General features: G+C 69.0%; 11 protein-coding genes. 4 read left to right on the top strand and 7 right to left on the bottom strand.

Translation table 11 applies throughout. The features are described from left to right. The first annotated feature begins 2 nt into the window (after positions 1-2). Positions 3-785: a DUF3159 domain-containing protein gene (locus AC5RWG_RS00565; RefSeq protein ID WP_493999517.1), complete on the top strand. Its 783-nt coding sequence runs from the start codon at positions 3-5 to the stop codon at positions 783-785. 77 nt (positions 786-862) lie between these two features. Here AC5RWG_RS00565 and AC5RWG_RS00570 read toward each other — a convergent pair whose 3' ends face one another. The 7 genes from AC5RWG_RS00570 to AC5RWG_RS00600 form a co-directional block, all read right to left on the bottom strand. Further along, a complete protein-coding gene (locus AC5RWG_RS00570; RefSeq protein ID WP_493999518.1) occupies positions 863-1,546 on the bottom strand; it encodes a potassium channel family protein in 684 nt (227 codons plus the stop codon). Beyond that, entirely contained in the window at positions 1,543-2,217 is a 675-nt protein-coding gene (locus AC5RWG_RS00575; RefSeq protein WP_493977903.1) for a potassium channel family protein, read from the bottom strand. Before AC5RWG_RS00575 ends, AC5RWG_RS00570 begins: the two co-directional genes overlap by 4 nt. A 130-nt stretch (positions 2,218-2,347) precedes the next feature. Further along, positions 2,348-3,832, bottom strand: coding sequence for an FGGY-family carbohydrate kinase (locus tag AC5RWG_RS00580; protein ID WP_493999519.1), 1,485 nt, complete (start codon positions 3,830-3,832; stop codon positions 2,348-2,350). A gap of 20 nt (positions 3,833-3,852) precedes the next feature. Beyond that, positions 3,853-5,109 (bottom strand): sugar ABC transporter permease, encoded by a 1,257-nt coding sequence (locus AC5RWG_RS00585; protein ID WP_493999520.1) that lies wholly within the window; start codon positions 5,107-5,109, stop codon positions 3,853-3,855. Further along, positions 5,106-6,002, bottom strand: a complete 897-nt coding sequence (locus AC5RWG_RS00590; RefSeq protein WP_494167081.1) for an ATP-binding cassette domain-containing protein — start codon at positions 6,000-6,002, stop codon at positions 5,106-5,108. Before AC5RWG_RS00590 ends, AC5RWG_RS00585 begins: the two co-directional genes overlap by 4 nt. A 114-nt stretch (positions 6,003-6,116) precedes the next feature. Continuing rightward, a complete protein-coding gene (locus AC5RWG_RS00595) occupies positions 6,117-7,235 on the bottom strand; it encodes an ABC transporter substrate-binding protein (protein ID WP_493999521.1) in 1,119 nt (372 codons plus the stop codon). Positions 7,236-7,294: 59 nt separating this feature from the next. Then, positions 7,295-8,305 carry an NAD(P)-dependent alcohol dehydrogenase gene (locus tag AC5RWG_RS00600; protein WP_493999522.1) on the bottom strand — a complete coding sequence of 337 codons (1,011 nt, stop codon included), beginning with the start codon at positions 8,303-8,305 and terminating at the stop codon, positions 7,295-7,297. A 217-nt stretch (positions 8,306-8,522) separates the two neighbouring features. Between AC5RWG_RS00600 and AC5RWG_RS00605 the strand changes: the two genes are divergently transcribed. From AC5RWG_RS00605 to AC5RWG_RS00615, 3 genes are all read left to right on the top strand, one after another. Continuing rightward, complete coding sequence (locus AC5RWG_RS00605; RefSeq protein ID WP_493999523.1) at positions 8,523-10,496, top strand: APC family permease; 1,974 nt, start codon at positions 8,523-8,525, stop codon at positions 10,494-10,496. Further along, complete coding sequence (locus AC5RWG_RS00610) at positions 10,493-11,809, top strand: class I SAM-dependent RNA methyltransferase (protein WP_494166225.1); 1,317 nt, start codon at positions 10,493-10,495, stop codon at positions 11,807-11,809. Before AC5RWG_RS00605 ends, AC5RWG_RS00610 begins: the two co-directional genes overlap by 4 nt. Positions 11,810-12,063: 254 nt before the next feature. Next, the gene (locus AC5RWG_RS00615; protein ID WP_493999525.1) at positions 12,064-14,940 is read left to right on the top strand and encodes an aconitate hydratase; all 2,877 of its coding nucleotides are present in this window, start codon (positions 12,064-12,066) and stop codon (positions 14,938-14,940) included. Positions 14,941-14,961: the final 21 nt, after the last annotated feature.

Genomic DNA, 14,961 nt, shown 5'->3' on the forward strand with positions numbered 1-14,961 from the left:
CCATGACAGATCAGCAGCCGGACTCCGGTCCGCACAGCGTGCCGCCGGCCGGGGACGGGCAGCCCTCCGGCGCGCGTCCGGAACCCGCGGGAGAACCGGGCAACAGGCGCCCGGACGCGGCCGAGGCGCTTGCCGGCGCCTACGCGGCGAGCGCCGCGGTCCACCGCACCGACGACGGACAGATCGACGTGCTGAAGACCGTGGGCGGCGTCCGCGGGCTGGCCGAGAGCATCCTGCCGGGCGTGATCTTCCTGGTGGTGTTCACCATCGGCCGGGAGCTCGGCCCGGCGCTGATCGGAGCGCTGGCGGCCGCCGCCGTCTTCACCGTGCTGCGCCTGGTGCAGCGGGGCACCGTGACGCAGGCCTTCTCCGGCCTCGTGGGGGTCGCCATCTGCGCCTTCGTCGCCAACAGCACGGGCCGGGCCGAGGACTTCTATGTCTGGGGCTTCATCACGAATGCCGCCTACATTCTGGTCATGCTGGTTTCGGTGGCCGTCAAGTGGCCGGTGCTGGGCCTGATCTTCGGGCTGATCCGCAGCGAGGGAACGGCATGGCGGCAGCAGCCGCAACGGCTGAAGGCGTACACCATGGCCACCTGGATCGTGATGGCGGTGCTCCTGCTGCGGCTTGTGGTGCAGCTTCCCCTCTACCTGATGGGCGAGGACGGCCTGGTGGCGCTGGGCACCACCCGCTTGCTCATGGGCGTGCCGCTGTACGCGCTGGGGCTGTGGCTGGCGTGGCTGGTCTCTCGCCCGGCGTCCGTCGAGGCCGCCCGGGCCGAGTGAGCCGGCCCGCCGCCGCCGCGGCCGGCCGGGCCGAGTGAGCTGGCCCGCCGCCGCCGCTGCCGGCCGGGCCGCGTGACCTAGTCGGCCGCCGCCGCGGCGGCGGGCCGGCCGGTCAGGACCGCACGCAGTTCGTCCTCGGCGGCGATGGTCGTGATGAAGAAGAGCTCGTCGCTGCCTTCCACCACGTCGTCAGGGCTCGGCGTGATCGGCGCGTCGTCGCGCAGGATGGCCACCACCGTGGCATCCTGCGGCCAGGCGATGGAGCCGAGCCGCTGACCGATCAGCGCCGAGTCCGCGGGAACCGTGAACTCGACCATGGACGCGACGCCGCTCTGCAAGGTCAGCAGCCGGACCAGGTCCCCGATCTCCACGGCTTCCTCCACCAGGGCGGTCATCAGGCGCGGGGTGTTCACGGCAACATCCACGCCCCAGGAGTCGTCGAACATCCAGTCGTTCTTGGGGTTGTTCACGCGTCCCACCGTGCGGCCGACGCCGAACTCGCTCTTGGCCAGCAGCGAGACCACCAGGTTGACCTTGTCGTCGCCGGTGGCCGAGACCACCACGTCGGCTTCTTCCAGCCGGGCTTCACGCAGGGTGGTGATCTCGCAGGCGTCGCCGATCAGCCAGCGCGCGCCCTTCAGCCCGCTGCGGCCGATCACCTCGGGCTTCGGATCGATCAGCAGGATGTCGTGGTTGTTCGAGAGCAACTCCCGAGCAATCGACGATCCGACGCTGCCGGCGCCGGCAATGACCACCCTCATTCGGACTCCTCCACGGGGGGCTTGGACAGGATCCTGTCGATTTCGAAGGTCGAATCCACCGCCATCATGGCGTGGACGATGTCGCCCTTTTGGTAGCGGGTGCCGCGGGCGGGCAGGATTCCCTCGCCGAAACGGGTCAGGTAGGCCACCCGGGCGCCGGAGGCGGCTTCAATCTCGGCCAGTTCCCGGCCCACCCAGCCGTCGTCCAGTTGCACCTCACCCAGGATCAGGCGGCCGGAGGCCTCACGGAAGTCGCCCTTGATGCCCTGTTCGGGCAGGATCCGCCGCAGCACCTGATCGGCGCTCCAGCGCACCGCGGCCACCGTGGGGATGCCGAGCCGCTGGTAGATCTCGGCGCGGCCGGGATCGTAGATGCGGGCCACCACATGCGGCACGTGGAAGGTTTCGCGGGCCACCCGGGTGGCGAGGATGTTGGAGTTATCGCCGCTGGAAACGGCAGCGAAGGCGTAGGCGTTCTCGATGTCTGCGTGCCGCAGGGTGTCGCGGTCGAATCCGACGCCGGTGACCTTGCGGCCGGTGAACCCCGAGCGCAGCCGGCGGAATGCCCGGTCGTCCTGGTCGATAATGGCCACGCTGTGCCCCGAGTCCTCCAGGGTGTGGGCCAGCGTCACGCCTACGCGCCCGCAGCCCATGATCACAAAGTGCGCCATCCACGTCCTTCCGGCACCCGCTGCAACGCGGGAATCAAATGTACTGCAACCATAACGCTGAACCGGTCCATCGATGCCATGAGCCCGGGGTTCGAAACGGCGCCGGCGCCAGCGCGCCGGTCGGGACCGCCTACCCGGCCGCGGGCTCCTGCAGGGCGGCGAGCACGTGCATGTGCTCCCGGTTCGACGGGTACAGGTGGCTGTAGGTGGCGTAGAGCTTTTCATACAGCGGAGCCGTCGCTAAATCGGGACTCACGGTCGCCGCCGTGCGCGCCCAGTTCGTCCCGGCGGGCACGGCCCCGGTGCCGATGGCGGCGAGCAGCGCGTCCCCGTAGCTGGCGCCGATGGCCTGTTCCGGGACCAGCTGTTCGCGCCCGCTGATGTTGCTGACGATTTCCGTCCAGAGCCTGGCCTTGGTGCCGCCGCCGACGGCCACGACGCGCCGGATCGGTTCGCCCGCGTGCTCGAGGTACTCCAGGATCTGCCGGATGCCGAAGCCGATGCCCTCATAGGCGGCACGAAACAGATGGCCGCGCCCGTGGCGCAGCGACAGGCCGGTGATCAGCCCGCGGGCGTCCGGGTCGAAGACAGGGGTCCGTTCGCCGGCGAAGTAGGGCAGCAGCAGCAGACCGTCGGATCCCGGCGGCACCGCGGCGGCCTCAGTGACGAGCTGCTCGAACGGGACGTCGCCGAACAGCCGCTGCAACCACGTGGTCAGGCTCCCGGACGTGGACATCCCCGCGGCCAAGGTCAGCGACCCCGGCTCCACGCCGGCCGTCGTCCAGAGCTTGGGTTCGGACCGGAACTCCCCGAGGACCTGGACGAAGAACATCGTGGAGCCGTACATCAGCATGAGGTCGCCCGGCTGCCGCACGCCCGCGCTGAACGCCTCGGCCCAGGCGTCGACGGTGCCCGCGCAGACCGGCACGCCCTCCGGCAGCCCCGTGGCATCGGCCGCCCGGCGGTGGACCCGGCCGCCGACGTCCGACGGCCACGCCAGCCGGGGCTCCGGCAGGTGGCCGGCGACGGCGCCGTACCGGTCCGGATGCCACCGGTTGCCGCGAAGGTCGTAGAGCGGATCGCATTGGCTGGCGGTGTGGTGGTCCAACACCAGCTCGCCGGTCAGCTTGGCCAGGATGAAGGAGTTCAGGCTGTGCCAGTTCCGGGCGCGGGCGAAGACCTCCGGCTCCCGGTTGCGGAGCCAGCGGAGCTTCGGTCCCACGGCCTGGGAGGACAGGACCTTGCCCGCCTCGCGAAAGATTTCCTCGGCACCGAACTCCTCCGTCAATTCGCGGATTTCGACGACGGCGCGCGCGTCGATTCCGTACAGGATCGCCGGCCGCAACGGGACCAGGTTCTCGTCCGTGACCACCAGGGACGGACCCATCGCGCTGACACACACGCCGGCGACGGCCCCGGCGTCGTTCCGCGACAAGAGCTCCCGGCACAGCCGGACCACTTCCGCCCACGCCCCGCCCTCGGCGTCGAACTCGGCCCAGCCGGGCCGCGGGTAGCTGACCTCGTGCGCGACCGCGGCGCTGTCCAGCACCCCGCCCCCGGCGTCCGCCAGCACGGCCTTGCTGCTGCCCGTGCCGATGTCGATGCCCAGGAACATGTCGCTCCGGCGGCCGGCCACTAGGCGCGGCCGTGCGAGGTGCGGGACTTGCGGGAGACGGCGTCGAGGATCACGGCCAGCAGCAGCACCAGGCCGGTGATCATGTACCGGAAAGAGGACTCAAGGTTCAGCAGGGTGAGGCCGCTGGAGATGGACTGGATGACCAGGATGCCCAGGAGGGCCGAGAAGGCCGAGCCGCGGCCGCCGAACAGGCTGGTCCCGCCGATCACCGCGGCGGCGATGGCGTTCAGGTTCACGTCCCCGGTGCCGCTGCTCTGCGCCGAGGCGGCCAACCGGCCGGCCGCCAGCATGCCGCCGACGGCCGCGAACGTCGAGCACAGGACGAAGATGGACACGTAGACGCGGTTGACGGCGATGCCGGCCCGCCGCGCCGCTTCCCGGTTGCCGCCGACGGCGTAGACGGAGCGGCCCCACTGGGTCCGGGTGAAGGCGTAGTGCATCACCAGCACCAGGGCGGCGAAGAAGACGAACATCCAGCCGACGCCGCGGGCCTGGTTCAGGTACCAGACCGCGAACAGCAGGATCACGGCCAGCAGGATGGTCTGCATCACGACCAGCCGCATCGGGCGCCCGGACAGGCCCGCCTTGACCCGCTGGCGGGAGAGCGTGAGCTGGCTGAGGAAGAAGCCGGCCACGCCGACGACCGCCAGCACGTACGACAGCCAGCCCGGCACGAAGGCCTGCTGGCCGAACCAGACGAGGAAGGAATCGAACGGCAGGTTGATGGTGCCCTCGACCCCGAGCACGAACAGTTGCAGTCCGAGGAAACCGAGCAGGCCGGCCAGCGTGATCACGAAGGACGGGACCCCGAACCTGGTGTAGACCAGCGAATAGACCAGCCCGATCACGGCGCCGGCCGCCATCGCGGTCAGGATCGCCAGCCCGATGGGCCAGTCCTGCTTGATGAAGGTGACTCCCACGATCGCGGCCGACAGGCCGCTGACGGAGCCGACGGACAAATCGATTTCGCCGACCAGCAGGACGCAGACGATGCCCAGCGCGATGACCCCGACGGCGGCGCTTTCCAGCAGCAGGTTGACCAGGTTGGCGCTGGAGAGGAAGAACGGGTTGAGCACCTGGAAGATGGACCAGATGACCAGCAGCCCGACGACGATGGGCAGCACGCCCAGGTCGCCGCCGCGGACCCGGTTGATCCCGACCTTGACGGCGCCCTTGAAGCCCTCGGTCCGGATCAGCCGTTCGTCCTGCAGGTCGGTGGCCACCGGGATGACCGGGGCGGCTGGATTCGTTGTCATGGTACGGTCCCTTCTTCCGGTGCTCCTGCCCCCGACCCCTGTCGGCCCGCGCTTCCGGCGGCCTGGCCGGGCGGGAGCGAGCCTCCGCCCGGTCCGCCCAGCCCGGCCCCCTCGGCCCCGCCGTTCGTTCCTGCCGCGCCGCCCGCCGCCGCTGCCCCGGTCTGGGCGGCGCGCTGGGTCACGACGTTGTCCGTGGCTCCGGTGATGGCGGCGATCAGGTCGTCGGTCGAGACGTCCTTCATCCGGAACGTGCCGTTGTTCTTCCCCAGCCGCAGCACCGCGACACGGTCGGAGACGGCTTTGACGTCCTGCATGCTGTGGCTGATCATGATCACCGCGAGGCCGTTTTCGCGCAGCCGCTCCACCAGGTTCAGCACCTCGGCCGTCTGCGCCACGCCGAGGGCTGCGGTGGGCTCGTCGAGGATGATGAGCTTGGGGCTGCCGAGCAGCGACCGGGCGATGGCGACGGTCTGGCGCTGGCCGCCGGAGAGGGAGGCAACCGCGATGCGGACCGAGGGGATCTTCGCCGAGAGCTGGCGCAGCAGCTTCCACGACTGGACCTCCATCTCCACTTCGTTCAGCCGCCAGGCGCCCAGCTCCCGGCCGAGGAAGAGGTTGTCTACCACGCTGAGGTTGTCGCAGAGGGCGAGGTCCTGGAATACCGTGGCGATGCCCAGCTGAATGGAATCCACCGGCGTGTGGATCGTCACGTCCTGGCCGTCGAAGTTCACGGTACCGGCGTCCTGGGGATGCACGCCCGCGAGGATCTTGACCAGCGTCGACTTCCCGGCGCCGTTGTCGCCGACGAGGGCGACCACTTCGCCGGCGTGGACGTCCAGGTCGATGCCGGTCAAGGCGGCCACGGCACCGAAGTGCTTGCTCACGCCCCGCATGGACAGTACCGGGGCGGTAGCCTCCGGCCGTTCCGCTGACACAGTGGACACTGCTTCCCCTTCCCTTACGACGGCAGTGCCGCGGTGGGCGCGGCACCGCCGTTCGCGGCTGCGCTACTTGATGCCGAGTTCGTCGCAGCCCGCCTTGTACTCGCCGGTGCAGATTTCTTCAGGCTTGTAGATGCCGCCGTCGAAAATCACTTCCTTGACGTTCTCCTTGGTGACCACCGTCGGCACGAACAGCGCTGACGGGGTGTTAAAGAGCGTCGCGTCGGGTTCGGGGGTCTCGCCGTTGAGCAGCTGGACCGCCACCTCTGCCGACTTTTCGGCGACTATCTTGATGGGCTTGGAGATCGTGTTGTACTGGTCGCCCTTGATGATCCGCTGGATCGCGGCGACCTCCGCGTCGTTGCCGGTGACCGGCGGGAAGGGCGAGACACCGGCGGCCTTCAGGGCGGCGATGGAGCCGCCGGCCGTGCCGTCGTTGGCGGCCACGATGCCGGTGATGTCTTCACCGAACTGGGTGATCTGGCCGGCCACCCAGTCCTGGGCCTTCGACGGCTGCCACTCCGGGGTGTCATACGAGGCCAGGATTTTATGCTCGCTGGCCTCGACCGCTTCCGTCGCGCCCTCCTTGATCAGCTGCGCGGCCCGGTCCGTGGGGGAGCCGTTGACCATCAGCACCCCTCCGGTCTCTTCGCCGTCGGCGTCCAGCTTCTTGACCAGGTCCTCGGCGATGAGGCTGCCGATCTTCTTGTTGTCGAAGGAGACGTAGAAGTCCGCCGGCGTGTCCGGGACCGGCCGGTCGTAGGTGACAACCTTGATGCCCTGGCCCTTCGCGGTGTTGACCAGCGAGGCGGCAGCGGTGCTGTCCACCGGGTCCAGGACCAGGACCTCGACGCCCTGGGTGATCATGGCGTTGGCCTGCTGCTGCTGCTTGTTCGCGTCGCCGTCGGCGTTCTGGTACAGCACCTCGCAGCCGCCGCACAGTTCTTCGACCTTGGCCTTGAACAGCGGGCTGTCCTGCTGCTCGTAGCGGGTCGAAGCACGGTCCGGCATCAGGAACGCGATCTTGCCCTCGGCCTGGCCGCCGCCACCGCCTGCTGTCCCGCCGCCGCCGCCTCCGGCACCGCCGCCTTCACCGCCGCCGCCACCACCGCAAGCAGTCATGCCGGCTGCAAGAACGAGGGCCGTGGTGAGGCCCATGATTCCCCGTGTGTTCTTCTTGTTCATCGGAACTCCTCTTACTGGGGGCGTGCCGCGTTGCCGTTCGTGCGTTCCGGCGTCCGCGGTCAGAGCCGCTGGGGGTAGATCATCGCCTTGAGCGATTCGGGTTCGGTGGAGGTGTTTTCCAGGGCGGCCGCGGTCTGCGGCAGGGCAAAGCTGTGTGTTACCAGTCCCTCCAGGTTGATCCGGCCGGAGGACACCAGGTCAATGCCCAGCGGCCAGGTGTTGTTGTACCGGTTCACCATCGAGATGGTGATCTCCTTCCAATTGAGCGTGGACAGGGGCAGCGGCACCTCGTCGGCCTTGGCCAGGCCGATGACGGCTGCCCGCCCGGCCTCGCGCAACCGGCCGAGCCCGGAGGCGAGGACGCCGCCGGCGCCCGAGCATTCCAGCAGCACGTCAAAGGTTTGCGCCGCGGGCGCGTCGCTCTTCTCCACCGCGAAGCCGTGGTCGCGGGCCACGCCGAGCCGGTACTCGGAGATGTCCGTGACCGTGACGCTTCCCGCGCCGAGGGCCCGCGCCGCCTCGGCGGCAAGCAGGCCCACCGGTCCGGCGCCGGTGATCAGCACGTCGTCGCCGGCCTGGAGGTTCGCCCGCCGGCAGCCCCACAACCCCACGGACAGCGGCTCGAGCAGCGCGCCGTCTTCGTAGCTCATCGAATCCGGGATCGGGAAGTAGCAGCGGGCGTCCATGGCCAGGTACTGCAGCAGTGCGCCGTCGTAGGGCGGGGTGGCCAAAAATTCGAGGTTCGGGCAGAGGTGGTAGCGCCCCGCCCGGCACTCTTCGCAGCTGCGGTCCGGCGTGCCCGGCTCGACGGCCACCCGGTCGCCGACGCGCACGTTGCCGACGCCTTCGCCGACGGCGACCACCTCGCCGGAGACCTCGTGCCCCAGGATGAACGGGCCGTCAACGACGAAGGGGCCGATCTTCCCGTAGCGGTAATAGGCGACGTCGGAGCCGCAGACCCCCACGGCTTCCACCCGGATCACGGCCTGGCCCCGGCCCGGCTCGGGCATCGGGCGCTCCTGCATCTCGATGCTGCTCAGGCCGGTCATCACGGCGGCGGCATTGCCCATCTAAGACTCCTTAGCGAGCAGTCACTGGGTCAAACGGCCCCGGACCCCCGAATGTGATACAACGCACATTCATACGCATATGCTAACCCCGGCGGACGTGCCGCCGCTATGAAAGTGCGGGTCGGAGGCCCCCTGGCCCCGTAAATTCCGGCCGGCAGTCTAGACTCTAAGCCGTGAAGATCCGGACCCACTGGCTGCATGTGCCACCGAGGGAAACGTGCTGACATTCCTCGATGCCCTCAAGCGGGTCCTGGTGGGCAAGCCGTTCCGCAGCGAGCGGCTGAAGCAGGATGCGCTGCCGCGGCGCCTGGCGGTTCCGGTCTTCTCAGCGAACGCGCTCTCCTCGGTGGCCTACGCCCCGGACGAGATCCTGCTCACGCTGGCACTGGCGGGCGTCGCGGCGATCGCCCTGTCGCCCTGGGTCGGACTGGCGGTCATGGTGGTGCTGCTGGTCCTGGTGGCTTCCTACCGGCAAAGCATCCACGCGTATCCATCCGGCGGCGACTACGCGATCGCCACCAGGAACCTGGGCAAGCCGGCGGGCATCACGGTGGGCTCCGCGCTGATGTTGGACTACGTGCTCACCGTCGCGGTGTCCATGTCTTCGGCGGCCCACTACCTCGTGTCCGCCGTTCCGGCGCTCAAGGGCTGGCAGCCCGGAGCGGCCGTCGCCGGCATCGCGATCCTCGCCCTGCTCCATCTGCGCGGGCTGGGACGCGGGCGCCTGACCGTGGCGATCGCCACCTATGTCTTTGTGGGCACCGTGCTGCTGATGTGCCTGGCCGGATTTGTCCTTGACCTCACCGGAAACCTGGGCGAGGCACCCAGCGCTGCGTTCGACGTCGTGCCGGAACCCGGCCTGGAGGCGGGCCTGACCGGGCTGGCCGGCGCACTGCTGGTACTGCGGGCCTTCTCCACGGGCGCCGCGGCACTCACCGGCTTGGAGACACCGGCCAGCAATGTGCCGGCCTTCGAGAAGCCGCGCGCCAGGAACGCCGGCTTTGCGCTGCTGATGCTGGGCATCTCCGCAACCGTGATCACCATGGCGGTGATGTACCTGGCCCGGGCCACGGAGGTGCGGGTGGTGCAGGTCCCGGCCGACCAGCTGCGGCTGGACGGAGGGCCGCTGCCGGCGGGCTATTTCCAGTCCCCGGTGCTCAGCCAGCTGGCGGAGACGGTTTTCGGCGGCGGCGCCCCGCTCTTCTACCTGACGGTCGCGGCCACCGCAGCAATCCTGGTGCTGGCCAGCCATTCGGCGTTCAACGCCTTCCCGCAGCTGGCATCGATCCTCGCCACCGACGGCTTCCTGCCCCGCCAGCTGCGAACCCGCGGGGACCGGCTCAGCTACAGCAACGGTGTGCTCGCACTGGCGGCCGCGGCCGTGGTGCTGGTGCTGATGTTCAACGCGGACGTCACCCGGCTGATCCCGCTCTACGTCATCGGCGTGATCGTTTCCTTCACCTGCAGCCAGCTGGGCATGATCCGGCACTGGTCCCGCGAAATACGGGCCACGCCGCACCGCCCGGTGCGGCGCCGGATGCTGCGCTCGCGGTTCATTAACATGGTCGGTTTCATCCTGACCGTGACCGTGCTGGTGGTGGTACTGGTCAGCAAGTTCGTTTTCGGAGCCTGGCTGGCCGTGCTCGGCATCATCCTGCTCGGGCTGGTCATGCACAGCATCAACCGCCATTACGTCCAGGTCGCCCGCGAGCTCGCGATCGACCCGGACCAACCGACCACCGCGCTGCCGTCCCGGGTACACGCAGTCATCCTGGTCTCGCACGTACGCAAACCGACGCTCCGGGCGCTTGCCTTCGCCCGGGCCTCGCGGCCGTCCCGGCTCGACGCCGTGGTGGTGGACCTGGACCGGGAACAGACCGAGCAGACCCTGCGCGACTGGGAGAAGCTCAACATCCCGGTTCCGATCACGGTGCTCGCTTCCCCGTACCGCGAGACCACCACGCCGATCATCGACTACATCAAGAGCATCCGCCGGGACTCGCCCCGCGAACTGGTGGTGGTCTACATCCCCGAATACGTGGTGGGACGCTGGTGGGAGCAGCTGGTGCACAACCAGACCGCGCTGCGCATCAAGACCCGCCTGCACTTCGAGCCCGGCGTCATGGTGGCCAGCGTGCCGTGGCAACTGGCCTCCTCCGATTCCGTCCGCCGCTACCAGGAGCTTTCATGACCGACCCCGCACCGCAACTGATCGAGCTGACCGTCGGCGCTCCGGCGCACGGAGGCCACTTCGTCGCGCGGCACGACGGCCGGGTGGTGTTCGTCCGGCACGCTCTGCCCGGGGAGCGGGTCCTGGCACGCGTCACCGAGGGCGGACCGGACGCGGGATTCTGGCGGGCGGACACCGTCCAGGTGCTGGAAGCGTCTCCGGACCGGGTGGAGCATCCCTGGGCGCCGGCGGACGCGTTGGCCGCGGCCGAAGCCGGCCGGCCGGCCGTGGGCGGCGCCGAGTTCGGCCACATCGGGCTGGACGCCCAGCGCCGGCTGAAGGGCCTGATCTTCGCCGAACAGCTGCAACGTCTGGCCAAGCTGGAACGGCAGGTCACCGTGGAAGCCCCCGCGGGGGAGTACGACGACGGGCTCGGCTGGCGCACGCGCGCCGCGTTCGGCGTGGGGTCCGACGGGCGCCTCGCCATGCACGCGCACCGGTCCGATGAGCTGATACCCGTCGAGGCGATGCCGCTGGCCGCGGACGGGGTCAACGACCTGCGGTTGTGGGAGTTGGATTTTTCGGGGCTGGAGCGGGTGGAGGTGGCCGCGCCCGCCGACGGGAGCACGCCGCTGGTGCTGTTGGTGCCCGGCGCGGGGACAACGCCCAAACGGTTGGCGAAGATCGCCGACCGGATCGAACCCGGCGTGTCGGTTGCCGCGTGGGAGCCCGTGCCCGGGCGGCTCACCCGGTTGCGGGGACGCATTTGGGTTTCCGAAACCAACGGGCGGCACCAGTACCGCGTGACGGGAGACGGCTTCTGGCAGATTCACCGGCTGGCGCCGGCCACGTTGACTGCCGCCGTCCTGGACGGTGTTGCGCCCCGGGCGGGGGAGAGGGTGGCCGACCTCTATGCGGGTGCCGGACTTTTCACGGCGCCCTTGGCGGATGCCGTCGGGGTGACCGGCAACGTTCTCTCCGTCGAGGGCTCGCCGGCCGCCAGCAAAGACGCCCGCAAGAACCTGCACGGTTTCGGGCAGGTCGAGATCCTCCAGGGCAAGGTCGAGCGGGTGCTGCGCTCGCAGCCCGAAGAGATGGACGCCGTCGTCCTTGACCCGCCCCGCGCGGGCGCCGGAAAAGCCGTGGTGCAGGCGGTGGCCGCCCGAAACCCGCGGGCGGTCGGCTACGTGTCCTGTGACCCGGCGTCCTTCGCCCGGGACCTGGGCTACTTCCTGCAGCTGGGCTGGAACCTCGACTCGCTGCACGTGTTCGACCTGTACCCGCATACCCACCACATGGAGTCCTTTGCCGTGCTCACACCGGGGCGCCGCTGAGCGGGAGTGCGCGAATCCCGGCTGTGAGGCAGGCCACGGGCGCCGCTCCGGTTCCTGCCAACCGGCTACCCGATAGGATGGGGGCAGCGGTTCCGGACGAAGCATATTGTCTCTGGCTTGTAAATTCTGCGGGCTGCGGCGCGTCAAAAAGGCCAGAGGCCGAGCCCGCAGCTGTCCCTTCACACTTAGGGATGCCTAACTAGCGGGTGGTTGCCGCCCGGACAAAGATAAAGTGTGGCGAGAGGAGTCCTGTCATGAGTAATGTGGACAGCTTCGGTTCCAAAGGCGTCTTGAACGTCGCCGGGACCGAGTATGAGATATTCCGGCTGAGTGCCGTTGAAGGTGCCGAGAGCCTTCCGTTCAGCCTCAAGGTCCTGCTGGAGAACCTGCTTCGCACCGAAGATGGTGCGAACATCACGGCGGACCACGTCCGCGCCCTGGCCGGCTGGAACCCCGACGCGCAGCCGGACACCGAGATCCAGTTCACCCCCGCCCGCGTCATCATGCAGGACTTCACCGGTGTTCCGTGTGTCGTCGACCTGGCCACCATGCGCGAGGCCGTCAAGGAGCTCGGCGGCGACCCGAAGCGCGTGAACCCGCTGGCCCCGGCCGAACTGGTGATCGACCACTCGGTCCAGATCGATGTCTTCGGCAACGCCGGCGCGCTCGAGCGCAACATGGAGATCGAGTACCAGCGCAACGGCGAACGCTACCAGTTCCTGCGCTGGGGACAGACCGCCTTCGAAGACTTCAAGGTGGTCCCGCCGGGAACCGGCATCGTGCACCAGGTCAACATCGAATACCTGGCCCGCACCGTGATGACCCGCGAGGTCGACGGCAAGCTGCGCGCCTACCCGGACACCCTGGTCGGCACCGACTCGCACACCACCATGGTCAACGGCCTGGGCGTGCTCGGCTGGGGCGTCGGCGGCATCGAGGCCGAGGCCGCCATGCTCGGCCAGCCCGTCTCGATGCTGATTCCGCGCGTCGTCGGCTTCAAGCTCACCGGCTCCATCCCCGCCGGCGCCACCGCCACCGACGTCGTGCTGACGATCACCGAGATGCTGCGCAAGCACGGCGTGGTGGGCAAGTTCGTGGAGTTCTACGGCGAAGGCGTGGCAGCGGTGCCGCTGGCCAACCGCGCCACCATCGGCAACATGAGCCCGGAGTTCGGCTCGACCGCCGCCATGTTCCCGATCGACGACGTCACCCTGGACTACCTGCGCCTGACCGGCCGCTCCGAGGAGAACATCGCCCTGGTCGAGGCGTACACCAAGGAACAGGGCCTCTGGCACGATCCGTCGCACGAACTGAAGTTCTCCGAATACCTTGAGCTGGACCTGTCCACCGTTGTTCCGTCCATCGCCGGTCCCAAGCGGCCGCAGGACCGCATCGCCCTGACGTCCGCCAAGAACCAGTTCCGCAAGGACCTGCAGAGCTACGTCGGCACCGGCAACGAGGACGCCCTGGACGAGGCCCTGGAAGAGTCCTTCCCGGCGTCGGATGCCCCGGCCATGACCTCCACGGTCCGTCACGCTGCCGCTGCGGAGGCCGGCGGCGTGAAGTCCGGCACCGCGCAGGCCGACGATCGTCCCTCCGGCGGTTCGGCCGCCCAGGGACGCCACGTCGCCCTGCCCGGCGACGGCCGCGCCTCCAAGCGCGTCCACGTCACCATGGAAGACGGGCGCGAGTTCGAACTGGACCACGGTGCGGTGTCCATCGCCTCGATCACCTCCTGCACCAACACGTCGAACCCGTCGGTCATGCTGGCCGCGGCCGTGCTGGCCCGCAATGCGGTGGAGAAGGGCCTGGCGTCCAAGCCGTGGGTCAAGACCTCCATCGCCCCGGGCTCCAAGGTCGTCACCGATTACTACGAAGAGTCCGGCCTGATCCCGTACCTGGAGAAGCTCGGCTTCTTCGTGGTCGGTTATGGCTGTGCCACCTGCATCGGAAACTCCGGCCCGCTGGAGCCCGAAATCTCGCAGGCGGTCCAGGACAACGACCTGTCGATCACGTCGGTGCTGTCGGGTAACCGCAACTTCGAAGGCCGCATCAACCCGGACGTCAAGATGAACTACCTGGCGTCCCCGCCGCTGGTCGTCGCCTACGCCCTGGCCGGCACCATGGACTTCGACTTCGAGAAGCAGCCGCTGGGCCAGGACCCGGAGGGCAACGACGTGTTCCTGAAGGACATCTGGCCGAACCCGGTCGAGGTCCAGCAGGTGATCGACTCCTCGATCAACAAGGAGATGTTCGCCAAGGGCTACGAGGGCGTGTTCGAGGGCGACGACCGTTGGAAGGCGCTCGAGACCCCGGCAGGCGATACCTTCGCCTGGGATCCGAACTCCACGTACGTGCGGAAGCCACCGTACTTCGAAGGCATGAGCGCCACGCCGGAGCCGGTGCAGGACATCAGCGGCGCGCGGGTGCTCGCCAAGCTGGGCGACTCGGTCACCACCGACCACATCTCCCCGGCCGGTTCGTTCAAGTCCGACAGCCCCGCCGGCCGTTACCTGCTGGAAAACGGCGTGGAGCGCAAGGACTTCAACTCCTACGGTTCCCGCCGCGGCAACCATGAGGTGATGATCCGCGGCACCTTCGCCAACATCCGGCTGCGCAACCAGCTGCTGGACAACGTGGAGGGCGGCTTCACCCGCGACTTCACCCAGCCCGGCGGTCCGCAGGCCTACATCTACGACGCCGCCATGAACTACCAGGCCGCCGGCACCCCGCTGGTGGTGCTGGCCGGCAAGGAGTACGGCTCCGGCTCGTCCCGCGACTGGGCTGCCAAGGGCACCGCGCTGCTGGGTGTCAAGGCCGTCATCGCCGAAAGCTTCGAGCGGATCCACCGTTCGAACCTGATCGGCATGGGTGTGCTGCCGCTGCAGTTCCCGGCCGGCGAGTCCGCTGCGTCGCTGGGCCTGTCCGGCACGGAGACCTTCTCCATCGAGGGCGTGACCGCGCTGAACGAGGGCACCACCCCGAAGACGCTGAAGGTCACCGCCACCGGCGAGGACGGCGGCACCAAGAGCTTCGACGCGGTGGTGCGGATCGACACCCCGGGTGAAGCCGACTACTACCGCAACGGCGGCATCCTGCAGTACGTGCTGCGCCAGATCTCGGCGAACTAGCCCCCGGTCCGGCACACACCG

The organism is Arthrobacter sp. Y3221160 (genome assembly GCF_059092585.1).